We start from the raw sequence: 23,962 nt of genomic DNA, 5'->3' as shown, positions 1-23,962 counted from the left end.
TTGGCATGTCAGGAGTTGGTATGGGTTCGTCATTAGTTACAGGTATAGATATAAACAATCACAGCATAAAAGCGGTGGTTTTAAAGCCCGTTGGAGAGTTATATGCCTTAGTGGGGTACAAAGAACTGCCTATTACGGACGACATTTTCACAGATAACCACACCTTGGAGTATCAGAAAACTGTAAAGAAACTCAAAGAACTTAGGAGAGGCTTACCATTTGGCTGTCGTCATGCCGCTATCTCTGTCCCAGATAATACCGTGATTAGCAAAGTCTTGCAGATAGAAAGTGACCTAGAAGACCGAGAAAAAGAGTTTTCTATCTACCAAACTTTTGCCCACCAATCACCCTTTCCGATTGAAGAGCTGAGCTTGGATTTCATAAAACTGGACGATGAGCGATTTGGTAAAGGCTTAACCACTAGCTATCAAGTCTACGCGACGCGTAGAGAGGTAGTGGAGAGTCGCTCTTTAGCCTTATCTAAGGCAGGGTTTCAACCCATCGTTGTCGATACCCAAGCTCATGGTTTACTTAACATTTGGCAGTTGGCTACTCGACTTTATCCTCAGAAGCAGAACTGGATGTTGGTCGATATAGGGGTGACGCAAACATCATTAGGGCTGATTTCTCAAAGCGGAGTGCCTTTTTTTAAAGATATCGCCTTCGGTACGCAAACCGTCAATCAAAGTGACTCTCGTAGTGAGTTGACGATTAGCTTTGGCTCAGTTGAACAGAATCAAACTTTTACGATCAGTTTAATTGAGAAACTCAAACGGCAGTTGCAGCTTTATGCCTCAATCAATTCAATGCACTCACTGAAAGGCATTTGGTTGACAGGTGAGGGGGCGGAAACTCCGTTATTGGCTGAGCATTTGGAGCGACATTTTCAGATCCCTTGTGAGTCACTCAACCCTTTGGCGCTATTTGAAAATAGAGCCTCTAATAAACGCTATAAGAGCATGGACCGTCACGCTTTTGGCATCGCGGCTGGTATTGCAGTCAGTGGGGTGAAGTGGCAAGGAGTGAAACATGTTGCATCAAATTAACCTCCTTCCCTGGCGTGATGAGTTGAGAGCACAGCACAAGAAACGCTTCATTCAACTGGTGATCTTAGGCATCTTGATAGCGGTGATGGGGCAGTGGGCTATCGGCTATTACTTCCAACAAGAGAAAGCACGTCAGCAAGCGCGTCTTAATTATCTTGATCAATATATCGACCAGCTTGATAAACAGATTCGAGCTTTGAAAGTGGCAGAGCGTGAGCACAAAGCGATTTTAACGCGCCTAGATGTCGTTGAGTCACTTCAGTCTGGACGCAACAAAACCATCCACTTTATGAATCTGATGCCTGAACTTATTCCTGAAGGGGTGTACGTCGATAAGATAAAAATGAACGGACAAGAGATAGAGATGTCGGGTATCAGTGATAGCACAGCACGGCTTGCCACCATGCTCGATAACTTAGAGCGCTCTCCTTTACTTGAGAACGTCGAAATGCACTCCATTGTGCACAATCGCAAACGTTTCAATAAAGAATTTCAAACCTTTAAAGTCTCATTTGACTTTGTCTCTCCTGCTGTAGAACAGACGCAAGTACTGAACAGAGAACAAGGGGGATCGCATGGTTAATTTTCAAGATCTCGATGTTGATGAAATTACGGAATGGCCGTTGCTGCCTCAGTTGTTGGTGGTTGCTTTACTGATGTTGATCGTTCAAGGCTTTGGGACTTGGTTTTATGTGCTGCCACTCAATGATGAGTTGGATCAGATGAAGCAGCAAGAGCAGACTTTAAAGACCACCCTTCGTATTAAAGCCAATAAAGTGGCGACTTTGCCCGCGCTTCAGAATCAACTCGATGAATTGACCAGTCGCTACGACTACTTGCTTGAACAACTGCCAGTTCAAAAAGAGTTGGCGAGCATGCTGGCCTCTGTGAATGAGCTCGGTTTAGACAATCATCTCACTTTTACTCGCATTGACTGGGGTGAAAAACAGAACAAGGCGTTTCTGTATCGATTGCCTTTGAATATTGAACTCACGGGTGACTACCACGATATCGGTGAATTTTCTGCGGCGATTGCCAAGTTGCCTCGCATCATTAGCTTTGATGACGTGACTTGGCAAAGAGTCAGTCAAGAGAGTAGTACTCTGCATTTTCGTGTTCGCGCATACACCTATCAATTTAAGGCGGAGGTGAAAGATGAGTCTCGTTAGAGTGCTGCTAGTACTGCTGATTTTTTCTACGGTCGTCGGGTGTAAAGCGAACCAAGACTCTTTAGAGGAGTTTGTTGTACAGGTAGAGGCAAGAGCACGCAAAGACGTCGAGCAGCTAAGTCCTGCTTCCGAGTTCATTGCCGCGAAATATCAGCAAAGGGCGCATCGTCCACCCTTTGAACTGCCCAAAGAGGCGCTCGTACTGACTCAGCCCAAAGCGAAAAAAGATTGTTGGCAGCCAACTCGACGCAGTCGTACGGGCAAGTTAGAGAAATATCCGCTGGAACAGTTACGGCTCAAGGGAGTAATCGGCAGCGGCAGTCAAATCTCTGGGCTTATTCAAACTCCCAAAGGAAACGTCGTTAAGGTGCATAAAGGCCAATTTATCGGCTTGAACAGTGGGCGCATTGCGAAAGTCACCAGTCAGTACGTATTGATTAATGAAACCCTTCCAGATGGTCTAGGTTGTTGGCATCGACGCAATGTCCGCTTAGCTCTCAAATAAACCAACCACATGGCGTGGATAGAGATGTAGATATGATTAAAGGATTAAGTCGGTTATTGAGCCGAATGCAGCAAGCTGTTTTCGTCGTGTTGCTATGTTGCGTCGCGGTTGGGGTCAAAGCACAAACGCAACCTAATGAACTAAGGAGTATTGATTTTAGAGTTAATCAAGCGCGTGAAGCTGTGATTGTTATTCAGTTGGCCTCCAGTAGTACCGTTGTCGATGTGCAGAAAGCGCAAGAGGGTCTTAGTATCGAGCTACTCAATACTCAAGTGGCGGACGACAAACTTTACCTTTTAGATGTGAGGGACTTTTCAACCTTAGTGGAAGAAATTGAGGTGTTTAGAGAAACGCCGAGCACGCGCTTATTCGCAAGCATTAATGCTGACTATGACTATGAGTATCAGATTAACGGGCGTGAAATTGAGGTGGTGATCAGCGCCCCCGTAATAGGTGAGGATGAGCCGAAGCAGAGCATTCTCGACAGAGAGGGTAAGCTGATTTCGATTAACTTCCAAGATATCCCTGTGCGCAATGTGTTGCAACTTATCGCTGACTATAACGACTTTAACTTAGTGGTGTCTGATTCTGTAATTGGCAATCTGACTTTGCGTCTAGATGGCGTGCCGTGGTAGCAAGTTCTGGGTATTATTCTCCAGGTCAAAGGGCTTGATAAGCGAGTTGATGGCAATGTAATACTGGTAGCTCCGAGAGCCGAACTCGATTTGAGAGAGCAACAAGTTCTTGAAAAATCGAAACTAGAGCAAGAGCTAGGGGAGTTGAAATCAGAGATCATTAAAATCAACTTTGCCAAAGCCACAGATATTGCCGATATGATTGGTGGTGATGGAACCGTTAGCATGCTCTCTGATAGAGGCAGCATTACCATTGATGAACGCACCAACTCGTTATTGATTAGAGAGCTTGCTGACAACATTTCGGTGATCCGAGAGATCATCGAGTCTCTCGATATTCCAGTAAAACAGGTTCAGATTGAAGCGAGAATCGTCACTGTCACTGAAGGTAATCTAGATGAGCTTGGTGTACGTTGGGGCGTGTCATCAACCAATGGCAGCTTTAAAGTCGGAGGCTCGATTGAAAGTAACTATCCGACAATCCAGCCCTATAACAGTGGTGATAGCGGTGATGACTCTAGTGCGCTTGATAACTATCTCAACGTCAATCTCGGCGCTGCCTCTCCGAATGCATCGAGTATTGCTTTTCAAGTGGCCAAACTAGGCTCTGATACACTGCTTGATTTGGAGTTGTCGGCACTGCAACAAGAGTCAAAAGCGGAGATCATCTCTAGCCCTCGTCTAATCACAACCAATAAGAAGCCTGCCTATATTGAGCAGGGGACAGAAATCCCCTATTTAGAGTCGTCGTCGAGCGGCGCAACATCGGTAGCATTTAAGAAGGCGGTATTGAGTCTCAAGGTGACGCCACAGATAACCCCAGATAATCGCTTGGTGTTGGATCTTAGCGTGACCCAAGACAGACCCGGACAAGTGGTTAAAACCGGTACGGGTGAAGCGGTGGCAATAGATACTCAGAGAATTGGTACTCAGGTTCTAGTCAACAACGGAGAAACCGTCGTCTTGGGAGGGATTTTTCAACATAGTGTGAGTAATACCGTAGATAAGGTGCCAGTTCTTGGGGATTTACCGCTTTTAGGCGCATTATTTCGTCGAAGCTATGAAAATGTAGGGAAAAGTGAGCTGTTGATCTTTGTTACACCTAAAGTTGTGATTCAGTAACGGACAATTAGATTAAAAATAAAGTTGCATTAGTGGCACCTAACCTTGATAATTTCGGGTCTTATCACGAATTATCTGTGAGGAATCGGTGCCACGGGCCTTTTAATTTCAGTATTACTACTGACCTACCTTGTGGCGATGTCATTGAATTAACGTTGTAAATTACTGCTAAACATGGCTGAGAAACGCAATATTTTTCTTGTTGGCCCAATGGGTGCCGGCAAAAGTACAATTGGTAGACACCTAGCTTCCCAACTGCACATGGAGTTTCTGGACTCTGATACTGTAATCGAAGAGCGCACTGGCGCAGACATCGCTTGGGTATTTGATGTAGAAGGTGAAGAAGGTTTCCGTAAACGCGAAGAATCTGTAATCAACGATCTGACAGAAGAGCAAGGTATTGTTCTTGCGACAGGCGGTGGTTCAGTAATGAGCAAAGAAAATCGCAACCGTCTATCTGCACGAGGTATTGTTGTTTACCTTGAAACAACAATTGAAAAGCAACTTGCGCGCACAAACCGCGACAAGAAGCGCCCTCTACTTCAAACGGATAACCCGCGTGATGTGCTAGAAGATCTAGCAATGACTCGCAACGCACTCTACGAAGAAGTGGCGGACTACACAGTTCGTACTGACGATCAAAGTGCAAAAGTGGTAGCCAACCAGATCGTAAAAATGCTAGAAGAACGTTAAGTTCAATTTTTCGGAGAGCAAACCATGGAACGGATTACGGTCAATCTAGCTGAGCGTAGCTACCCAATCTCTATCGGCGCCGGGTTATTTGAAGACCCGGCGTACCTTTCTTTTTTATCAGGCAAACAAAAAGTCGTTGTGATCACTAATGTCACAGTTGCACCTTTGTATGCGGATAAAATTTTATCGCTTTTAAGTGATGTTGGCTGTCAAGCGTCTCTGCTAGAGCTGCCTGATGGCGAGCAATACAAGACGCTTGAGACCTTTAACACCGTAATGAGCTACATGCTTGAAGGAAATTACAGCCGCGATGTGGTCGTGATTGCTTTAGGTGGCGGTGTGATAGGTGACCTGGTCGGCTTTGCAGCGGCTTGTTACCAGCGCGGTATTGATTTCGTTCAGATTCCAACAACTCTGCTTTCACAAGTTGACTCGTCGGTAGGGGGGAAAACTGCGGTTAACCACCCTATGGGTAAAAACATGATCGGTGCTTTCTATCAACCGAAATCAGTGATCATTGATACCAACTGTCTATCGACTCTACCTGAGCGTGAGTTTGCGGCGGGTATTGCTGAAGTGATCAAGTATGGCATCATCTACGACGAAGTCTTCTTTAGCTGGCTTGAAGAGAACCTAGAAAAGCTATATCAACTCGACGAACAAGCACTAACCACGGCGATTGCTCGTTGTTGTGCGATTAAAGCTGAAGTCGTGGCGCAAGATGAGAAAGAGTCAGGAATCCGTGCGTTATTGAACCTAGGTCATACATTTGGTCATGCGATTGAAGCAGAACTAGGCTATGGTAATTGGCTACACGGTGAAGCGGTTTCATCTGGCACTGTAATGGCGGCGAAAACAGCGCAGCTGCAGGGCTTGATTACTGAGCAACAACTTGAGCGTATTATCTCTATACTCAAGAGTGCTAAGTTGCCGATTCATACTCCAGAAAGCATGTCTTTTGAAGATTTCATGAAGCACATGATGCGCGATAAAAAAGTGCTCTCTGGTCAGCTCCGCCTTGTTCTACCAACCAGCATTGGTACAGCAGAGGTGGTTGCCGATGTACCTCAGGACATCATCAAACAAGCGATTGATTTCTGTCGTACGCTTTAAGCAAGAAGTCACGTTACTCTGAACCGTTTTGTGGTTCAGAGTGACAATCTCGATGTTTGGTTGATTTGTCAGTAGGGAAGCCTAATGAGTTTGGCTCATGAATTAAGAGTATTGGAGTTAGAGTCTCAGGTTGAGCTGCTAGAGCGGTTGCAACTGCTCACCAATTTTGGTTCAAACTTAGTGACTGTAGCGGGGAAGCCCGGTTCAGGGAAAACATGGTTAGCGCAACGCTACCTTGAAGCTTGGGCGACCGACAAAAACCAATGCCTACTGTTTTGCCACCCCAATCAAGACGACCAACAACATCGTGCGCTTATCCTAAGCCAAATTGTATCTGATCCTCTTTTTAATCAACATGACACCCTAAGTGATAGCTTAACGCGAATCCTCGATGGCAATTCGTGTGATGTAGTGATCGTGGTTGATAATGCCCACCGCTTATCGGAAGTATTAGTATCGGAGCTGTGGTTGTTGGTGCTTGAAGCGCAAAATAACCCTCAATGGACGATTAATGTCGTTCTATTTTCAGAAGTGGGGCATTTAGATTCTCTCTTAACTCGTTTGAGTTATGGGCAAGATCATAAACCTATTGACCTTGAGATTGAGCCTCTATCAGAGCAAGAAGCAGTGCAGTTTTTTGAGTCGCTGGTGGTGCGTTATGTGGAAGACGATATGGAAAATCGGGTACGAAGCGCATTTAGGAAGGCTGCGCCTCTGCCGGGGGAATTAATGGCTCTAGGAGAGTTAAAAGTGGAAAAAAGGATTATTATTCGCTCAATTATTGGTTCACCAACCAACATCGCAATTTTGGTGGCTTTGTTATTGGTTGTGATTGGTGGCGGTTACTGGTGGATGCTTAGCCAGCCAACCCCTGACGATAAAGCCGAATCTCTGATCGCCCCAATTGAGCAGACGGCGATTCCTACCTTTGAAACGAAAGAAAACCAAAATGACGAGAATTTGGAAGATGTGACTGCGCCAAATTCTGATAGTGATGCTCGTTATGTTGGGGCGGAAGATGATACCTCTTCTCTACCTCCAGTTGTGGTTGAAGAGACTGTCAGCGTTGGAGCAGAGCAAGATACTCAGCAACGTGTTGTTATTACTTCGGACGTTGTTGATGCGCTTCTAGAAGGTAAGCCAGAGACAGTCGATACCCAGAACATCGATGATGCGGTTGAGGCAAATAGTTCTCAAACTCGCGATGAAGTCATTGCTCCGTCTCAGGCAGCGCTTGAAGCTGCCAGTGATGATGAAGGTGTTGCTCGTGAACAAGCGGAACTGGCTGCCCAAGAAGCGGCACAAGCTCCCGCGAAAACCATCACTTTCTCGTTTGCGAGGGATGAACTTAAAGCCTTATCACCACGTGCCTATACCCTGCAGCTAGGTGCGATGACCGAACTTGAAGATGTTCAGTCTTTCATTGAGCAGTATGACATTGCGGATGAGGTGCGTATCTACCCAACGGTTCGTAATGATGTCGAGTGGTTCATTGTCACCTACCAAGATTATCCAACCATTCAAATGGCGCGAGATGCGGTAGAGTCACTATCAAAAGACTTACAAGCACAGGAACCTTGGGCAAAATCGATGAATCAAGTGCATCGAGAGATAGAACGTGCGAAATAACGCTGAGCTTCGCCTCAAAATATGTTACATTCCGCAGCCTTATTTTTGAGTTGATAGATAGAGCAGTAAATGAAAAAGCAGCGTGCCTTTCTAAAATGGGCTGGTGGTAAATATGGCCTAGTAGAAGATATCCAACGCCACTTGCCGCCTGCTCGTAAATTGGTGGAACCATTTGTTGGTGCCGGTTCAGTGTTTCTGAACACGGATTATGACCAATATTTACTGGCTGACATCAATCCTGATCTGATCAACTTATACAATCTCCTCAAGACCGATCCTGAGACCTACATTACAGAAGCAAAACGCTGGTTTTGTCCTGAAAATAACCGCAAAGAAGCGTACTTAGATATTCGTGCACAATTCAACAATACGGATAACGTGATGTACCGTTCGTTGGCATTTTTGTACATGAACCGCTTTGGTTTTAATGGCTTATGTCGTTACAACAAAAAAGGTGGTTTTAACGTGCCGTTCGGATCTTACAAGAAGCCTTACTTCCCAGAAGCAGAGCTAGAGTTCTTTGCTGAAAAAGCCAAGAAAGCGACATTTGTTTGCGAAGGCTACAGCGAAACTTTTAGCCGCGCTCGTAAAGGGTGTGTGGTGTATTGTGACCCCCCTTATGCACCGCTTTCTACTACGGCTAATTTTACCTCTTATGCAGGGAATGGCTTTTCACTGGATGATCAAGCTGCACTCGCTGATATTGCTGAGAAAACCGCAATCGAGCGTGGTATTCCAGTGTTGATCTCTAATCACGACACCACTTTGACACGTCGTCTGTATCACGGTGCGGACCTTAACGTTGTGAAAGTAAAACGTACTATTAGTCGTAACGGAGCAGGGCGTAATAAAGTCGACGAGCTACTGGCGCTGTTTCATGCAGAGAAAAATCAACAAGCAGCACAATAGTCGTATTTTGATGAATCAAGATGCTCATTTGGTTGGTAGATCTTTTGACTTGGCACTTTGATAAACAATTCCCTTGAACTGCTAGGATCTCTTTCATCGGTTAGGTAGAATTGCGCACCAGATAGTCTTGGGATTGAGTCTTGTATTTGTGTATGAGATGCCACCAAGGCGGTGTATTCGCGTATTTTACTCACTCTTAAGAGGTCTGGTATGAAAGATTTTCTAATCGCTCCATCTATTTTGTCTGCAGATTTTGCTCGTCTTGGTGAGGACGTAGAACGTGTTCTTGCAGCGGGTGCTGACGTTGTGCACTTTGATGTGATGGATAACCACTACGTACCAAACCTGACTTTTGGTGCGCCTATCTGTAAAGCGCTTCGAGATTACGGTATTACCGCACCAATCGACGTACACTTAATGGTGAAGCCTGTTGATAACATCGTACCTGATTTCGCAAAAGCGGGCGCATCGATGATCACTTTCCACGTTGAAGCTTCTGAGCACATCGACCGCACACTACAGCTTATTAAAGAGCACGGCTGTAAAGCGGGTGTAGTTCTAAACCCAGCGACACCGCTTTCTTGCCTAGACTACATCATGGACAAGGTTGACTTAATTCTACTGATGTCGGTAAATCCAGGCTTTGGTGGTCAATCTTTCATTCCGCACACCTTAGATAAGTTACGCGCTGTTCGTAAGATGATCGATGAATCAGGCCGCGATATCCGCCTTGAGATTGATGGTGGTGTAAAAGTAGATAACATTCGCGAAATTGCAGAAGCGGGTGCAGACATGTTTGTTGCAGGTTCTGCAATTTTCAACCAGCCAGATTACAAAGAAGTGATCGATGAGATGCGTGCAGAGCTTGCAAAAGTTAACGCATAAAAGTAGAACTAGGGTCTGTTGACCTAAACTAATGAATTTAGATAAAGGGGCTGATTGGCCCCTTTTTTACGTCTTATTGATCAACACATGAGACGAATATAATTAATAGGAAAGTAAGATGTCATTAAGCTCAATAAAACTGATCGCCTTTGATTTGGATGGAACCTTGTTAGACAGCGTGCCTGATTTGGCAGTAGCTGCTGACCAAGCTTGTCAGGAGCTAGGCTTCCCTTCAGTGAGTGAAGAACAAGTTCGTGATTATGTAGGGAATGGTGCTGACGTACTGATCGGGCGTTCACTGAGCCGCAACCTAACTGTCGATCCAAGCTTAGAGCCAGAGCTTCTGAAAAAAGCACGAATTTTGTTTGATGATTTCTACGAGCAGGGCGGCCATAAGCTGAGTCATCTTTACCCATCAGTAAAAGAGACACTGGCTGAGCTGCATAAAGCGGGCTTCACTATGGCATTGGTAACTAACAAGCCATCGAAGTTTGTGCCAGATGTGCTAGCGCAGCACGGTATCGATAAATACTTTGTTGATGTGCTGGGTGGCGACTCGTTCCCTGAAAAGAAACCAAACCCAGTAGCGCTAAACTGGCTGCTAGAAAAGCACAACGTAAAAGCGGATGAAATGCTGATGGTCGGTGACTCAAGCAATGACATCAAAGCGGCGAAGAATGCAGGTTGTCACTCGTTTGGTCTGACTTACGGTTACAACCATGGTGAGCCTATTTCAGCATCAAACCCTGACTATGTGGCCGATAGCGTTGCTCAATTACTAGATGTCGTTCTCGTTTCGGCATAATGCGGACAAAAGTTAGCTAACCTACTAGCAAAATACTTGTCAATGAGTACACTGGATGAGCCGTACAGAAAGAGCTGTGCGGCTTTTCTATATTTAAGTTAAGAAGCTAAGCCATCAATTGACTTAGCGAATAAGCAAAGGAATTAAAACCATGAGCAAGCCCATTGTATTGAGTGGTGTTCAACCATCAGGTGAACTAAGTATCGGTAACTACTTGGGTGCTCTACGTCAATGGCAACAGATGCAAGATGACTACGATTGCCAATACTGTGTTGTAGACCTTCACGCGGTTACGGTTCGTCAAGATCCTAAAGCGCTGCATGAAGCGACTCTAGACGCACTAGCTATCTGTCTTGCTGTCGGTGTTGACCCAAAGAAGAGCACGCTATTTGTTCAGTCACACGTACCAGAGCATGCTCAACTTGGTTGGCTTCTTAACTGTTACACGCAGATGGGTGAACTAAGCCGTATGACTCAGTTCAAAGACAAATCTGCGCGTCACTCAAACGATGTAAACGTAGGTCTGTTTGATTACCCAGTACTGATGGCTGCAGATATCCTGCTTTACGGTGCTCATCAAGTACCAGTAGGTAGCGACCAGAAGCAGCACCTGGAGCTAGCGCGTGATATTGCAACTCGCTTCAATAACATCTACTCTCCAGAGCAGCCAATCTTCGAAGTGCCAGAGCCGTACATCCCAACCGTGAATGCACGTGTCATGAGCCTACAAGATGCAACCAAGAAGATGTCTAAGTCTGATGACAACCGCAAGAACGTGATTACTCTGCTGGAAGAGCCTAAGTCGATCATCAAGAAGATCAATAAAGCTCAAACTGATGCAGAGATGCCACCACGCATTGCTCATGATTGGGAAAACAAAGCAGGTATCTCTAACCTGATGGGTCTGTATTCAGCAGCCACAGGTAAAACGTTTGAAGAGATTGAAGCGCAATACCAAGGCGTAGAGATGTACGGTCCATTCAAGAAAGACGTTGGCGCAGCTATCGTTGAGATGCTAGAACCCATTCAAGCTGAATACCGTCGCATCCGTGAAGATCGTGCTTACATGGACGCCGTAATGAAAGCGGGTGCAGAAAAAGCCTCTGAGCGCGCTGCGGTAACGCTGAAGAAAGCGTACGAAGCGGTGGGTTTTGTGACTCGCCCATAGGGTGAATGAAAACCTTCTGCAATAAATCTAAGCCCAAAGTGACCGTGTTTACTTTGGGCTTTTTAGTGCTCGTTCGATATAAGCCTCCCTCAATGGTACTGTTTGAATTGATTAATGGCTGCCATATTTACGAGTTCTATACTGTGCAGAAGGTCTTATTGATTAGGCTTGAGGTCTATAAAATTTCACTCATTTCTGTTTTTGTTGGAAATATATAGCGTGCCAAACAATTAACGATTCCAAAGTGATAAGTTCCCCATTTTCTTGCCAATTGACTTATTCCTTTCATAAATAAACCTGATAGTTACCACAAAATACATGACTGACCTTAAATGGCAGTAATTATAAATCGATGAACTCAGGTGAAACGGATGGCTCTTTTACACAAACCTTCATTGCTAGCAGTGGCAATTGGTAGCTTGTTAACCACAAGCGCGCACGCTGATTTGTTTATTTCACAATACGTGGAAGGCGGCAGCTACAACAAAGCGGTTGAGATCGCCAATAACGGCGACAGCAGCATTAATTTAGATGGTTATTCACTGGCTAAATCAGCGAATGGCAACGGATCATGGGGCGCCACTTTACCTTTAGATGGCCACGTTTTAGCGCCTGGTGAGGTACTTGTTGTTGCGCATAGCAGTGCAAGCGATGAGATTAAAGCGGTCGCTGACATTCTTAATGCTTCATTGGCTAATCACAATGGTGATGACCCGTTGGCTATCTTGAATGCAGACTCAAGCGTGCTGGACATGGTTGGCGTGATGGGCGATGTCGACTGGGGTAAAGATGTTACCTTGGTTCGTGCTGAACAAACCCCATCGGCGACGTTTGATGCTTCACAATGGGTATCGCTACCGAAAGACAGCATTGAAGGTCTAGGTTCTCTAGATAATGTTGAGTTGCCAGACGCCTTTGCTTGTACGCAAGACGGCGCTGCTCCAGTATTCACCACCATTCAAGAAATCCAAGGTGAGGGCGCAACATCGCCGTTCATCGATGGCTACCCGTACATCACCGACGATGAGTATTTCGTAAAAGGAGTGGTAAGCGCAGTTACTACCGGCCTAACTAAAGGTTTCTACCTGCAAGCTCTTGAGGATGATTTCAACTCAAGCACTTCTGAAGGTCTATTTGTTCATACCAATCAATCTAGCTCTGAATTAGCTGCAGGTGATGTGGTGTGTGTTAAAGGTAAAGTACAAGAATACTACAACCACACTCAGCTTAAAGTTGAAAACAATCAATGGTTAAAACAAGGCGAGCAGGACGCGCCTGAAGCGACAGCCATTGAAGTATTAGACACCGATGAGAACTTCGCTGCGACACTTGAGCGCTACGAAGGCATGTTGGTGAAAACAACCGAAGCACTAGATATGCGTGTAACGCGTACCTTCGGTTATGACTATGCTGGTCGTCGTAACAACATGGTTTTGGCGCATGAGCGTATCAACATGCAACCAAACCAACTTTTCGCAGCGGGTTCTGATGAAGCGAAACAGCAAACGGAAGACAATGCTGACCGTCGTCTTTTCGTTGAGACTGACCAAAAAGCGGGTGATGGACAAGTTCCTTTCTACCCAGATTTTGGTCGTACCGACATCGACCAAGATGGATCAACGGAAGACTATATCCGTATTGATGACACTATTGTTGGTTTAGAAGGTGTGTTGACCTACAGCTATGGTGAGTACCGCCTGATCACGACTAACCAGATCACCACTGAAAACTTCGTTCGCAACGACCCGCGTACCGACAAACCAGATATGGAGGAAGGCGACCTACGTATCGCGACCTTCAATGTACTGAACTACTTCAACTCCCCATTTGGTGGTGATGCGAACCAGCATGGTAATAACCGTGGTGCAAACACCATCACTGAGTTTGAAGTGCAACAAGAGAAGATTGTAAATGCGATTCTTCGCTTGGATGCTGACATTATCGGCTTGATGGAAATCGAGAACAACGGTTTTGGTGAAGGTTCGGCAATTCAACAGCTTGTGAATCAACTGAACGATCGTATTGAGCATAAGAGAGACCGTTACACCTTTGTTGCCGTCGACTCGAATGGAGATGGTGTTACCGACGAAATGGACTCGATCGGCACTGATGTGATTACTACGGGTGTTATCTACCGTAAGAAGGTGGTTAAGCTTAAAGACAGCCGCGTAATCGCGATGCCAAGCCAGCAAGCACCAGAGGTGTTAGACGATTCTGGCAAGGTGATTGAAGATGGTAAGAACTACCAACGTGACTCTCTGGCGCCAACCTTTAAGGTCAAGGGCACTAAAGAGAGGTTAACTGTTGCAATTAACCACTTTAAATCGAAAGGTTCTAAGTGTTGGGAAGATGCGGCACCTGTTGAGCAAGGCGGTCAAGGTGGTGTCGATGCCGATAAGCAAGGCTCATGTGAGAACTTCCGTGTTGCAGCGGCGGTTGCACTGGGCGAAGCACTCGATGGCATCAAAGGCCACAAAGTGATTCTGGGTGATATGAACTCGTATGGCATGGAAGATCCAATGCTGGTGCTGACAGATTACTCTGAAGAGAAGTACGGTAAGCAGATCAAAGCAGCGCGTAACACTTACATTAATGGCGTTGAGCAGTTTGGTGATAACGGTGCGGTGATTACTAAGAACTACGGCTATGTTAATGCGGTCTCGCAGAAGCACCCAGACAGCTGGAGCTACTCATACAATGATGAAGTGGGTGCGTTAGACCACCTGTTGGTGAGCGAGAGCTTAAAAGACATGGTGGTCGACGCGACCGATTGGCATATCAATGGTGGTGAATCGACGCTGTTTGATTACAACGAAGAGTACAAAGGCGACCTGCCTAAGTACCAAGACCATTTCCGCTCATCGGATCATGATCCAGCGGTTCTTGAGCTAAAAGTCGGTGGTTCATTTGGCCTTGGCGCATTGATGTCACTGTTTGGCTTAGCGATATGGCGTCGCCGTAAGTCGTGAGCACCTCGTTTAATTGCAAACGATAAAAAGTGAACGCCCGTGACCAAGTTCGGGGGAACTCACCGTTATCTGTAAACAATTAAGGTCAATTTAGGTTGGCCTTAATTGTTGCTCAAATGCAGTTTCCACTTGCCTTTCGCTATGGGTATTGCACAATACCGCCCCTATACCTCCCAATCATTTAGTATTTAGCAAACGATTTCACTCATGTTACTGATCATCGACAACTACGACTCTTTTACCTACAACCTGTACCAATACTTTTGTGAGTTGGGCGCAGAGGTTAAGGTTGTGCGCAATGATGAGATTGATATTGCCGGTATAGAAGCGCTCAAGCCAAGCCACCTTGTGATCTCCCCTGGGCCATGTACGCCTGATGACGCGGGTGTTTCGCTTGCTGCGATTGAATACTTTGCGGGTAAGCTGCCTATCTTAGGTGTGTGTCTTGGTCATCAAGCCATCGCACAGGTGTTTGGTGGCGAAGTGGTTCGTGCCAGACAAGTGATGCATGGTAAAACCTCGCCTATTCGTCATACGGGTAAGAGTGTTTTTCAAGGGCTGAACAATCCGTTAACGGTGACTCGCTACCACTCTTTAGTCGTGAAAAACGGTACTTTGCCGGACTGTTTTGAGCTGACATCTTGGACTGAGTTTGAAGATGGTCGTATGGACGAAATCATGGGATATCAGCATAAGACTTTGCCGATCGACGCAGTACAATTTCACCCTGAATCGATTAAAACAGAGCAAGGGCACCAACTGCTTGCTAATTTTCTAGCGCGCTGAGCGTTTGAATCCTTCTGACATCGATCACCTTTTATAACATTTGTAGACGTGAAGCATGCTTTTTCTGTCTATGCAAAGTTATTCGCGTTATTTCCTCTCGATCCTCTCTCAGAGCTTGTTCTACCTGTACTTCTCCATTCTTAAAGCACGTATAAGCAAAAAAAGCTTCATAAAATAGATACCTTGATGCATAAATAGTCATAGGTAGTAACGTTCGCCTAGCTGTTTGGCATGGCGAAAGAATAATCTACTATTGAAAAGGTTAATTAAATGTAAATATAATGCTGCAGCAGGATAATGGCGAGACAAAATACCTTTGCCTCGGATATGAACCATTACGCTTATTTTGCGAAGCTTGCAGTATCGAGAAGGAATGTGTGATGACAGTGGAAAATAATGTGGAACGTAGTCTATTTGATGAGGTCATGGTGCCTTGTTACAACCCTATGGAAATGATCCCAGTAAAAGGGGAAGGGGCACGCGTTTGGGATCAGCAGGGTCGTGAATACATCGACTTCGCTGGTGGTATTGCGGTGAGCTGTTTGGGTCACTGTCACCCAGCTATGGTTGACGCTGTGACTGAACAAGCAAATAAGCTGTGGCACTTAAGTAACGTGATGACCAATGAGCCAGCATTGCGCCTAGCTAAAAAGCTAACAGACTTATGTTTTGCAGAAAAAGTATTCTTTGCAAACTCAGGTGCAGAAGCGAACGAAGCAGCATTGAAACTTGCTCGTCGTTGGGCTGCCGACGTTCATGGTCCAGAAAAATCTGAGATCATCGCATTCAAACAGGGTTTTCACGGTCGTACCTTCTTTACGGTTACTGTGGGCGGTCAAGCTGCATACTCAGACGGTTTTGGTCCTAAGCCGGGTGATGTCACACATCTTCCGTACAATGATATCGAAGCACTAAAAGCGCATATCTCTGATCGCACTTGTGCCATCATGATGGAGCCTCTGCAAGGCGAAGGCGGCATCATTTCTCCTACATCAGAATTTGTGAACACGGTGCGTGAACTGTGTGATAAGCACAATGCGTTGTTGATCTTCGATGAAGTACAAACAGGTAACGGTCGTACGGGTAATTTCTACGCTTACCAAGGTTTAGGTGTAACTCCGGATATCTTGAGCACTGCAAAATCACTTGGTGGTGGTTTCCCAATCGGTGCGATGCTAACAACTAACGAGCTAGCACCACACCTAAAAGTGGGCACTCATGGTTCAACTTACGGCGGTAACCCACTGGCATGTGCGGTTGCAGAAGCGGTTGTTGATGTTGTTAGTCAACCTGAAACTCTAGAAGGCGTGAAGGTACGTGAAGCTCTATTCCGTGAAGGCTTAGAGAAGATTAATGAAAAATATCAAATCTTTAGTGAAGTTCGTGGTAAAGGCTTGCTACTTGGTGCGGCTCTGAATGACGAATGGCAAGGCCGTGCGCGTGACGTACTAGTTGCTGCGGGCAAAGAAGGTCTTATGGTGTTGGTTGCCGGTGCAAACGTTGTTCGTTTCACACCTTCACTTGTGATCACTAAAGAAGAAATTGAAGAGGGCTTAGCAAAACTAGATAAAGCAATTGCTTCGCTAGTATAAGCCTCAAGCGGCGTCATAGGAATGATCGCCACAAGAGCGATCTCATGACGCACAGCTCAAGGCCCAAGCTTAATGTTTTGGGCCTGTTTTGCATCTGGAGGGAATAATGATGCTTGTTGTACGCCCAATTAAATTATCTGATTACGATGCGCTACACACCTGTGCGGTCGAGTCAGGACATGGATTTACATCTCTTCCGGTTAACGAAGAACTGTTAACCAATCGAATTACACACTCTGAATATAGCTTTGCCAAAGAAAACGTAACTGAGCCGGGTGACGAAGGTTACCTAATGGTTGGTTTTGACGTTGAAACGGGTGAAGTTGCTGGCACGACGGGCATTGAAGCCTCGATTGGCTGGGATGTGCCTTTCTACTCATACCACATCAGTAAAGTGGTGCACTCTTCTCAGCGACTTAAAGTAAATAACGTCGTTAAGCTACTGACTTTTGGTAACAACTACACAGGTTGCAGTGAGATTTGTACGCTGTTCTTGCGCCCTGATTACCGTAAAGGATTAAACGGTCGCCTAATGTCTAAGTGTCGCTTCCTACTTATGGCAGAACACCCAGAGCGATTCTCAAAAACCATTTTTGCTGAAATGCGTGGTGTATCTGATGATGAGGGTAATTCACCATTCTGGAAGTGGCTTCAAGAGCACTTTTTCTCAATCGACTTTACGTTGGCGGACTATTTAACGGGTATTGGTAAGAAAGGCTTTATTGCTGACCTGATGCCTAAGCTGCCAATCTACATCAACTTATTGAGCCAAGAAGCGCAAGACGTAATTGGTCAAGTGCATGAGAAAACACGCCCAGCATTGAAACTGCTTGAGCGTGAAGGCTTTACTAACCGCGGTTACGTCGACATCTTCGATGCAGGCCCAACGGTTGAGTGTGATTTGCGTAATATCGAATCGGTGCGCCATTCAATTCGTGCTCTGGTGGAAATCAGTGAGCATGCAAGCTCTCAAGATTACCTGATTGGTAACACCTCATTTGAAAACTTCCGAGCGGTTGCGGCCAAAGGTGCTTATGACCAAGCTAGCGGTAAAGTGATCCTTGCGCCGAAGGTGGCCGAGGCGTTGGAAGTTAAAGAAGGCGATTTTGTTCGTATGTTGGCTCAATAGAGCTCGATGGTTAGTCAAAGAAGGATAGAAGTATGACTCAGTGGATTGCAGGGCAATGGGTAGCCGGTCAAGGCGAAGCGATGACATCAGTTAGCCCATACGACAACCAAGTAGTGTGGAAGGGCGACAGTGCAACACCTGCTCAAGTTGAATCAGCGGTAGCTGCGGCGCGCGAAGCATTTCTAACTTGGAAGAAACTTAGCTTTGCTGAGCGTGAAGCGATTGTGCTTAAGTTTGCGGAAAAAGTGAAAGAGAACAGCGAAGAGATCGCACAAATTATCGCTAAAGAAACGGGTAAACCAATCTGGGAAACTCGCACTGAAGCGGGTGCGATGGCCGGTAAGATTGCTATCTCAATTCGTGCATATCACGACCGTACTGGTGAATCATCACGTGAAGCGGCGGGTAACCAGATCGTTCTGCGTCATCGCCCTCTAGGTGTCATGGCGGTATTTGGGCCTTACAACTTCCCGGGGCACCTACCTAATGGTCATATCGTTCCTGCATTGCTATCGGGTAATACGATTGTATTCAAACCATCGGAGCAGACACCGTGGACAGGTGAGTTCGCGATGAAGCTTTGGCAAGAAGCTGGCCTACCTGCAGGTGTCATTAACCTTGTTCAAGGTGCTAAAGAGACAGGTATTGCGCTAGCGGATGCGAAAGGCATAGATGGCGTGCTATTTACGGGCAGCGCTAACACAGGTCACATACTGCACCGTCAGTTTGCGGGTCAACCGGGTAAAATGCTGGCACTAGAGATGGGGGGTAACAACCCTATGGTGATCAGTGAACACTTTGGTGACGTTGATGCTACGGTATACACCATTATCCAATCCGCCTTTATCAGTGCGGGTCAACGTTGTACTTGTGCACGTCGTCTGTATGTTCCTGTGGGTGAGAAAGGTGATCAACTGCTCGATAGCCTAGTGGCAGCAACCAAAAAGATTCGTGTAGACCAACCGTTCGCTGAGCCTGCTCCTTTCATGGGGCCACAAATCTCAGAAGCGGCGGCTAAGTTCATTCTAGATGCGCAAGCAAACCTGCAATCTTTAGGTGGCGTAAGCCTAGTAGAAGCGAAAGCTGGTGAAGCTGCATTCGTCACTCCGGGCATCATCGATGCAACTAACATTGCAGAGCTGCCAGACGAAGAGTACTTCGGCCCACTACTACAAGTGATTCGTTACAACTCATTAGAGCAAGCGGTTGAATTGGCGAACGACACCCGTTTTGGTTTGTCTGCAGGCCTTGTATCAACAGACGACTCTGAGTGGGAGTACTTCGTTGATCATATCCGTGCAGGTATTGTTAACCGTAACCGTCAGCTAACAGGCGCAAGTGGTGACGCACCATTTGGTGGCCCAGGTGCTTCAGGCAACCTACGCCCGAGTGCTTACTACGCAGCGGATTACTGTGCATACCCAATGGCATCGATGGAAGGCCGTGAAACGCAGCTTCCAGCGACTTTCAGCCCTGGTATCGAGCTGTAGCAACAACGGCCACCTACAACAAAAATCACAATTGGAGGTAGGGAAGTTTGACCTCCTTTGGATTACTCGCTGGGCGTCTGACCTAGCGAGATATAACAATAAAATAAGTATGTCACAAGCTGATGGCTGCTGACTTTGTCTCGCAGCCACACTCTTTCTAATCCAACTCTCTAGCTTGAGCTTGCTAGAACCCGACAAGGAGTCACCATGACACCCGATCTACTGTTCAAATCCCTCTGGGATGACTACATCGAACGCCTCTGCCCATCTGCTGAGAAGGTACATCAGCTGTTGAAAGAAGAGGAAGACCTTATCAATGATCACATCGCGTTGCGTACGTTTAATGTTGCGCCTTTGGGGATCGAGACGCTGGCTAAACCTTTCTTAGCACTTGGTTACAAAGCGTGTGGTGACTACCTGTTTGAAAGCAAGAAACTCGTGGCTAAGCACTTTGAACACCCAGATCCAACCCAACCCAAAGTGTTCATTAGTGAGCTGAAAGTGGAAGAGTGTTCTGCAGAGCTACAAGCGATCGTGGCTAAGTTGGTTGCGCAAGTGGATGCAAGCAAGCTAGAGGGGCAGGATTTCCTATATGGCGGTCGTCTGTGGGACTTGGATTTCCAAGATTACAAACAACTGGCGACAGAGAGCGAATACGCGTCTTGGTTAGCCGCGCATGGTTATGGTGCTAACCACTTTACCGTGAGTGTGAACCAGTTAAATGCGTTCTCTGAGGTGCAAGCCGTGAATGATCACCTGAGTGAGTCTGGCTTTACAATCAACAGTGTTGGCGGCCAAGTGAAAGGCTCTCCAGAGGTGCTGTTAGAGCAGTCATCAACAATGGCAGATAAAGTGAAGGTAGAGTTCTCTGAGGGGACTGAATTGGTGCCTGGTGGCTTCTATGAGTTTGCTAAGCGCTACCCAATGGCGAATGGCGATCTCTACACCGGTTTTGTTGCAGCATCGGCTGACAAAATCTTTGAGAGCACTAACGGTTAAAGAAAGATACGTTAGCCATAGAGATGCGGTACGTTTCGCTTCGGGACAGTTTCCACATAGGACTCTGTGAGTTCTTTTCGTATCTCGTATCTCGTATCTCAATAAAGAAAAAGCCACCAAATTCGCATTTGGTGGCTTTTGAATTTTTATCGGTTAATCGAGATTAACGCGTACCGTAAACAACGATAGTTTTACCGTGAGCAGAAATTAGGTTTTGCTCTTCTAGCATCTTCAAGATACGACCTACTGTCTCGCGCGAACAGCCAACAATCTGACCGATCTCTTGACGAGTGATCTTGATTTGCATGCCATCTGGGTGAGTCATCGCATCAGGTTGTTTCGCTAGGTTTAGTAGCGTTTGTGCAATACGGCCAGTAACGTCAAGGAACGCTAAGTCACCAACTTTTTGGCTGGTAACTTGTAGACGGCTTGCCATTTGAGCAGAAAGACGCATCAGGATGTCTGGGTTCACTTGGATAAGTTGACGGAATTTCTTGAAAGAAATCTCCGCAACTTCACAAGGAGATTTTGCACGAACCCATGCAGTACGCTCTTGGTCTTCTTCGAATAGGCCAAGCTCGCCGATAAAGTCGCCTTGGTTTAGGTAAGAAAGAATCATCTCCTTACCTTCTTCGTCTTTGATAAGAACTGCCACAGAACCTTTCACGATGTAGTACAGGGTCTCTGCCTTTTCACCAGCGTGAATCAGAGTACTCTTTGAAGGGTACTTATGAATATGACAGTGTGAAAGGAACCACTCTAATGTTGGATCGGTTTGAGGTTTACCTAGAACCATAATATCTCACTTCCTCTGCAGGGTATGCTTGCCGCTTTCCATATTTTAGCTAAGCCTGAATTTGACTTCTTAGGATAAGAGCACTTGTTCTGTGCTGCAAGCTATCTTGTGTTTCGGTTAAGAATAGTATCCTTTTTCAGTCACTATTTCTTGATTTTAATCGTGACCTAGCTACGATTTTTTACGCAAAATTGTGCACATGATCACGGTATGAAAAGTAATCAACCAGAACGCCATTCCGTTAGCCGATTTTTCCCGTTTCAATGAGCTGTTGTAAGATTGGTCTTACAATGAGCTCCATAGCAAAGCTCATTTTCCCGCCAGGCACAACGAGTGTATTGTGACGAGACATAAATGAGCCATCAATCATAGCGAGCAGGTACGGGAAGTCGACGTTTTTGATACCACGCAGACGAATAACAACGAAACTTTCGTCAAGACTAGGGATGCCTTTTGCGTTAAGTGGGTTGGAAGTATCAACAGTCGGTACTCGCTGAAAATTGATATGGGTACGCGAAAACTGTGGAGTGATGTAGTTGAGATAGTCGTCCATTGAACGAACAATGGAATCCATCACCGCTTCACGTGAGTGCCCGCGATCACGTGTATCTCGGACGAATTTTTGAATCCACTCTAGGTTAACGATGGGCACCATGCCAATCAGCAGGTCAACGTGTTGCGATACATTGACATCACCATCGACAACCCCACCATGTAGGCCTTCGTAAAACATCACATCAGAGTTTTCTGGGATCTCTTGCCAAGGAGTAAAAGTGCCTGGCATTTGATTGTAAGGTACTGCTTCGTCAAAGGTGTGTAGGTAGCGTCTAACTTGTCCTGTACCTTCGTTACCGTATTTGCGGAAAAACTCTTCTAATGCGCCGAAATCGTTGGCTTGCGGACCGAAGTAGCTGATGTGTTTCCCTTGCTCACGCGCTTTGCGGATCTCGACGTCCATCTCTGGTCGAGTGAAGCGGTGAAAACTATCCCCTTCAACCCAAGCAGCCTTCACGTCCATCATATTGAACATTTTTCGGAAGGCTTCTGAGGTAGTGGTGGTACCGGCTCCTGAAGAACCCGTAACCGCAATAATTGGATGTTTAGCGGACATGACAACCCTTGTCGTTAGAATAACTTACTTGTTAGCAATCGTTTTCCACTATAACACGGCTATTTTTTTATGGCAGCCTAGAAGCGTTTTGTGAGTTGGATATCGACGGTTTCGTGCAGTTCAGAAAAAACAATACTCGCTTCCCCAGATTGCAATTGCTGTTTTACTTGGTCGATTTTGGATTGCAGTGAGATCTCAACATCACCGTAGTCGGTGCCTTCTCTGAGCACGAACTCCTTGATGAGGTTTTCTAAAGTTTCAGGGGCGATCTCTTGCCATGGAATGATCATAAATACATCTCTCTTTTATGTTCATGGATATGTTTAAAGGTTACTGAGGTTCAGTGTTTGAATGTTGACCTCAATGTGGCGCTATTATGCCGAATCCTGAATACTTTCATAGTAGGCCGGCAGTGCTTCTTCCAACCAAAATTTAGGGTTGAAGGTGCTACCGGTAATGAAGCCAACGTGCCCACCTTTCTGGAACAGTCGGTAATCAATGTTATCCGGCAGAATGAATTTCGGAATCACATCATCGGTCATGAAAGGATCGTCTTTAGCGTGAATGATCTGCGTAGGTAACTTAATACGATTAAGCTTTGGTAGTGCAGAACATTGCGCGTAGTAATCTTGTGCATTCTTAAAGCCATGCAGAGGCGCAGTGATCAAATCGTCGAACTCATACAACTTCTCGATTTTCTTGATCGTGTTTGCGGTGATGCCTAACTTTTCTGCAAGTAGGTTCTCTTTCTTGAGCGCGTTAGATTTAAGTGAGTTCAGCAAATACTGTTTGTAGACCTTAGAGAATCCTTGTTCAATTCGACTTGAGCAACTGGCAAGATCAAATGGCGCTGATACGATCGTTGCTGCAGAGAGTAGCGGATCATCCGCGTACTCAACGAGGTAGTTGGCCAACATGTTACCGCCTAGGGAGATTCCGACCGCCACCTTAGGATTATTAGGGAACTGAGCATGTAAGTTTCTTAGGAAAAAGCGGGCATCTTCCACTTCTCCGGAGTGATACGCACGAGCTAGGCGGTTGGGCTTACCGCTGCAGCCACGAAAATGCATCATTACCGATAACCATCCATCTTCGGCGAAGGCGTTCATAAGACCGTTAGCGTAGGGACTCTCAAAACTGCCTTCAAGGCCATGAAAGAGCACGAAAATTGGTTTGCTATCGAGCCCTTCTTTATTCGGATCTTCACTCCAGGCTAAATCGAGAAAGTCATGGTCTGGAGTTTCAAGTGTTTGCCAGTGAGGGTGGAACAGTGCCTGTTTACGAATAAACCTAGGGACCAAAGTCTGAAGGTGGGGGTTAGATAGGCCAGTCGCAGCGGTAAAAATTGTCATAGTAGAGGTTCCATCATTCTCTGGGGGTGAGATATCACTCGTGTTTCTCTTTGAGCTTG

General features: G+C 46.0%; 21 protein-coding genes and 1 pseudogene. 18 read left to right on the top strand and 4 right to left on the bottom strand.

What is annotated here, in order from left to right; all coding sequences use genetic code 11:
- The first annotated feature begins 20 nt into the window (after positions 1–20).
- The 18 genes and pseudogenes from pilM (at position 21) to vsple_RS12815 (ending at position 20,644) form a co-directional block, all read left to right on the top strand.
- Positions 21–1,046 carry a type IV pilus assembly protein PilM gene (gene pilM, locus vsple_RS12900; protein WP_261882186.1) on the top strand — a complete coding sequence of 342 codons (1,026 nt, stop codon included), beginning with the start codon at positions 21–23 and terminating at the stop codon, positions 1,044–1,046.
- The gene (locus vsple_RS12895) at positions 1,030–1,629 is read left to right on the top strand and encodes a PilN domain-containing protein (protein ID WP_261882185.1); all 600 of its coding nucleotides are present in this window, start codon (positions 1,030–1,032) and stop codon (positions 1,627–1,629) included. Before pilM ends, vsple_RS12895 begins: the two co-directional genes overlap by 17 nt.
- Positions 1,622–2,215: a type IV pilus inner membrane component PilO gene (locus tag vsple_RS12890; RefSeq protein ID WP_261882184.1), complete on the top strand. Its 594-nt coding sequence runs from the start codon at positions 1,622–1,624 to the stop codon at positions 2,213–2,215. The genes vsple_RS12895 and vsple_RS12890 overlap by 8 nt, the downstream gene beginning before the upstream one ends.
- Positions 2,202–2,720, top strand: a complete 519-nt coding sequence (locus vsple_RS12885; RefSeq protein WP_261882183.1) for a pilus assembly protein PilP — start codon at positions 2,202–2,204, stop codon at positions 2,718–2,720. The genes vsple_RS12890 and vsple_RS12885 overlap by 14 nt, the downstream gene beginning before the upstream one ends.
- A gap of 65 nt (positions 2,721–2,785) precedes the next feature.
- Positions 2,786–4,477 (top strand): annotated as a pseudogene (locus vsple_RS12880) (type IV pilus secretin PilQ).
- A 174-nt stretch (positions 4,478–4,651) separates the two neighbouring features.
- A complete protein-coding gene (aroK, locus tag vsple_RS12875; RefSeq protein ID WP_032550005.1) occupies positions 4,652–5,170 on the top strand; it encodes a shikimate kinase AroK in 519 nt (172 codons plus the stop codon).
- 24 nt (positions 5,171–5,194) lie between these two features.
- Positions 5,195–6,283: a 3-dehydroquinate synthase gene (aroB, locus tag vsple_RS12870; protein WP_261882182.1), complete on the top strand. Its 1,089-nt coding sequence runs from the start codon at positions 5,195–5,197 to the stop codon at positions 6,281–6,283.
- A gap of 84 nt (positions 6,284–6,367) precedes the next feature.
- Positions 6,368–7,912, top strand: a complete 1,545-nt coding sequence (locus vsple_RS12865; protein WP_261882181.1) for an SPOR domain-containing protein — start codon at positions 6,368–6,370, stop codon at positions 7,910–7,912.
- Between the two features lie 69 nt (positions 7,913–7,981).
- The gene (locus vsple_RS12860; protein WP_255229762.1) at positions 7,982–8,821 is read left to right on the top strand and encodes a Dam family site-specific DNA-(adenine-N6)-methyltransferase; all 840 of its coding nucleotides are present in this window, start codon (positions 7,982–7,984) and stop codon (positions 8,819–8,821) included.
- A gap of 210 nt (positions 8,822–9,031) precedes the next feature.
- On the top strand, positions 9,032–9,706 hold the full coding sequence (gene rpe / locus vsple_RS12855) for a ribulose-phosphate 3-epimerase (protein ID WP_032550011.1): 675 nt from the start codon (positions 9,032–9,034) through the stop codon (positions 9,704–9,706).
- A 118-nt stretch (positions 9,707–9,824) separates the two neighbouring features.
- Positions 9,825–10,511 carry a phosphoglycolate phosphatase gene (locus vsple_RS12850; protein ID WP_261882180.1) on the top strand — a complete coding sequence of 229 codons (687 nt, stop codon included), beginning with the start codon at positions 9,825–9,827 and terminating at the stop codon, positions 10,509–10,511.
- A gap of 151 nt (positions 10,512–10,662) precedes the next feature.
- Positions 10,663–11,679, top strand: coding sequence for a tryptophan--tRNA ligase (gene trpS / locus vsple_RS12845; protein WP_032550015.1), 1,017 nt, complete (start codon positions 10,663–10,665; stop codon positions 11,677–11,679).
- 371 nt (positions 11,680–12,050) lie between these two features.
- Positions 12,051–14,648: an ExeM/NucH family extracellular endonuclease gene (locus vsple_RS12840; RefSeq protein WP_261882179.1), complete on the top strand. Its 2,598-nt coding sequence runs from the start codon at positions 12,051–12,053 to the stop codon at positions 14,646–14,648.
- A gap of 207 nt (positions 14,649–14,855) precedes the next feature.
- Positions 14,856–15,434 (top strand): aminodeoxychorismate/anthranilate synthase component II, encoded by a 579-nt coding sequence (locus tag vsple_RS12835; protein WP_255229768.1) that lies wholly within the window; start codon positions 14,856–14,858, stop codon positions 15,432–15,434.
- Between the two features lie 380 nt (positions 15,435–15,814).
- Complete coding sequence (locus vsple_RS12830; protein ID WP_261882178.1) at positions 15,815–17,026, top strand: aspartate aminotransferase family protein; 1,212 nt, start codon at positions 15,815–15,817, stop codon at positions 17,024–17,026.
- A 109-nt stretch (positions 17,027–17,135) separates the two neighbouring features.
- Complete coding sequence (astA, locus tag vsple_RS12825; protein ID WP_261883170.1) at positions 17,136–18,155, top strand: arginine N-succinyltransferase; 1,020 nt, start codon at positions 17,136–17,138, stop codon at positions 18,153–18,155.
- Between the two features lie 32 nt (positions 18,156–18,187).
- The gene (astD, locus tag vsple_RS12820) at positions 18,188–19,645 is read left to right on the top strand and encodes a succinylglutamate-semialdehyde dehydrogenase (RefSeq protein ID WP_261882177.1); all 1,458 of its coding nucleotides are present in this window, start codon (positions 18,188–18,190) and stop codon (positions 19,643–19,645) included.
- Between the two features lie 207 nt (positions 19,646–19,852).
- A complete protein-coding gene (locus vsple_RS12815; protein WP_261882176.1) occupies positions 19,853–20,644 on the top strand; it encodes a DUF1338 domain-containing protein in 792 nt (263 codons plus the stop codon).
- Positions 20,645–20,807: 163 nt separating this feature from the next.
- Here the strand turns inward: vsple_RS12815 and crp are convergent, their stop codons facing one another.
- The 4 genes from crp to vsple_RS12795 form a co-directional block, all read right to left on the bottom strand.
- Entirely contained in the window at positions 20,808–21,440 is a 633-nt protein-coding gene (crp, locus tag vsple_RS12810) for a cAMP-activated global transcriptional regulator CRP (RefSeq protein ID WP_004410522.1), read from the bottom strand.
- 241 nt (positions 21,441–21,681) lie between these two features.
- Entirely contained in the window at positions 21,682–22,551 is an 870-nt protein-coding gene (locus tag vsple_RS12805) for a phosphoribulokinase (protein WP_255229773.1), read from the bottom strand.
- 77 nt (positions 22,552–22,628) lie between these two features.
- A complete protein-coding gene (locus vsple_RS12800; RefSeq protein WP_255229774.1) occupies positions 22,629–22,841 on the bottom strand; it encodes a YheU family protein in 213 nt (70 codons plus the stop codon).
- A gap of 84 nt (positions 22,842–22,925) precedes the next feature.
- On the bottom strand, positions 22,926–23,903 hold the full coding sequence (locus vsple_RS12795; RefSeq protein ID WP_255229775.1) for a hydrolase: 978 nt from the start codon (positions 23,901–23,903) through the stop codon (positions 22,926–22,928).
- Positions 23,904–23,962: the final 59 nt, after the last annotated feature.

It is taken from the genome of Vibrio pelagius (assembly GCF_024347575.1).
Taxonomy (GTDB): Bacteria; Pseudomonadota; Gammaproteobacteria; order Enterobacterales; family Vibrionaceae; genus Vibrio; species Vibrio pelagius.
The sequence above is the reverse complement of the archived record's forward strand: the minus strand, read 5'-3'. Positions and strand labels throughout refer to the sequence as shown.

Coding starts and splice junctions, on each gene's coding strand:
- pilM (WP_261882186.1), top strand. CDS start 21: ATGGGTTCGTCATTAGTTACAGGTATAGATATAAACAATCACAGCATA.
- vsple_RS12895 (WP_261882185.1), top strand. CDS start 1,030: ATGTTGCATCAAATTAACCTCCTTCCCTGGCGTGATGAGTTGAGAGCA.
- vsple_RS12890 (WP_261882184.1), top strand. CDS start 1,622: ATGGTTAATTTTCAAGATCTCGATGTTGATGAAATTACGGAATGGCCG.
- vsple_RS12885 (WP_261882183.1), top strand. CDS start 2,202: ATGAGTCTCGTTAGAGTGCTGCTAGTACTGCTGATTTTTTCTACGGTC.
- aroK (WP_032550005.1), top strand. CDS start 4,652: ATGGCTGAGAAACGCAATATTTTTCTTGTTGGCCCAATGGGTGCCGGC.
- aroB (WP_261882182.1), top strand. CDS start 5,195: ATGGAACGGATTACGGTCAATCTAGCTGAGCGTAGCTACCCAATCTCT.
- vsple_RS12865 (WP_261882181.1), top strand. CDS start 6,368: ATGAGTTTGGCTCATGAATTAAGAGTATTGGAGTTAGAGTCTCAGGTT.
- vsple_RS12860 (WP_255229762.1), top strand. CDS start 7,982: ATGAAAAAGCAGCGTGCCTTTCTAAAATGGGCTGGTGGTAAATATGGC.
- rpe (WP_032550011.1), top strand. CDS start 9,032: ATGAAAGATTTTCTAATCGCTCCATCTATTTTGTCTGCAGATTTTGCT.
- vsple_RS12850 (WP_261882180.1), top strand. CDS start 9,825: ATGTCATTAAGCTCAATAAAACTGATCGCCTTTGATTTGGATGGAACC.
- trpS (WP_032550015.1), top strand. CDS start 10,663: ATGAGCAAGCCCATTGTATTGAGTGGTGTTCAACCATCAGGTGAACTA.
- vsple_RS12840 (WP_261882179.1), top strand. CDS start 12,051: ATGGCTCTTTTACACAAACCTTCATTGCTAGCAGTGGCAATTGGTAGC.
- vsple_RS12835 (WP_255229768.1), top strand. CDS start 14,856: ATGTTACTGATCATCGACAACTACGACTCTTTTACCTACAACCTGTAC.
- vsple_RS12830 (WP_261882178.1), top strand. CDS start 15,815: ATGACAGTGGAAAATAATGTGGAACGTAGTCTATTTGATGAGGTCATG.
- astA (WP_261883170.1), top strand. CDS start 17,136: ATGCTTGTTGTACGCCCAATTAAATTATCTGATTACGATGCGCTACAC.
- astD (WP_261882177.1), top strand. CDS start 18,188: ATGACTCAGTGGATTGCAGGGCAATGGGTAGCCGGTCAAGGCGAAGCG.
- vsple_RS12815 (WP_261882176.1), top strand. CDS start 19,853: ATGACACCCGATCTACTGTTCAAATCCCTCTGGGATGACTACATCGAA.
- crp (WP_004410522.1), bottom strand. CDS start 21,440: ATGGTTCTAGGTAAACCTCAAACCGATCCAACATTAGAGTGGTTCCTT.
- vsple_RS12805 (WP_255229773.1), bottom strand. CDS start 22,551: ATGTCCGCTAAACATCCAATTATTGCGGTTACGGGTTCTTCAGGAGCC.
- vsple_RS12800 (WP_255229774.1), bottom strand. CDS start 22,841: ATGATCATTCCATGGCAAGAGATCGCCCCTGAAACTTTAGAAAACCTC.
- vsple_RS12795 (WP_255229775.1), bottom strand. CDS start 23,903: ATGACAATTTTTACCGCTGCGACTGGCCTATCTAACCCCCACCTTCAG.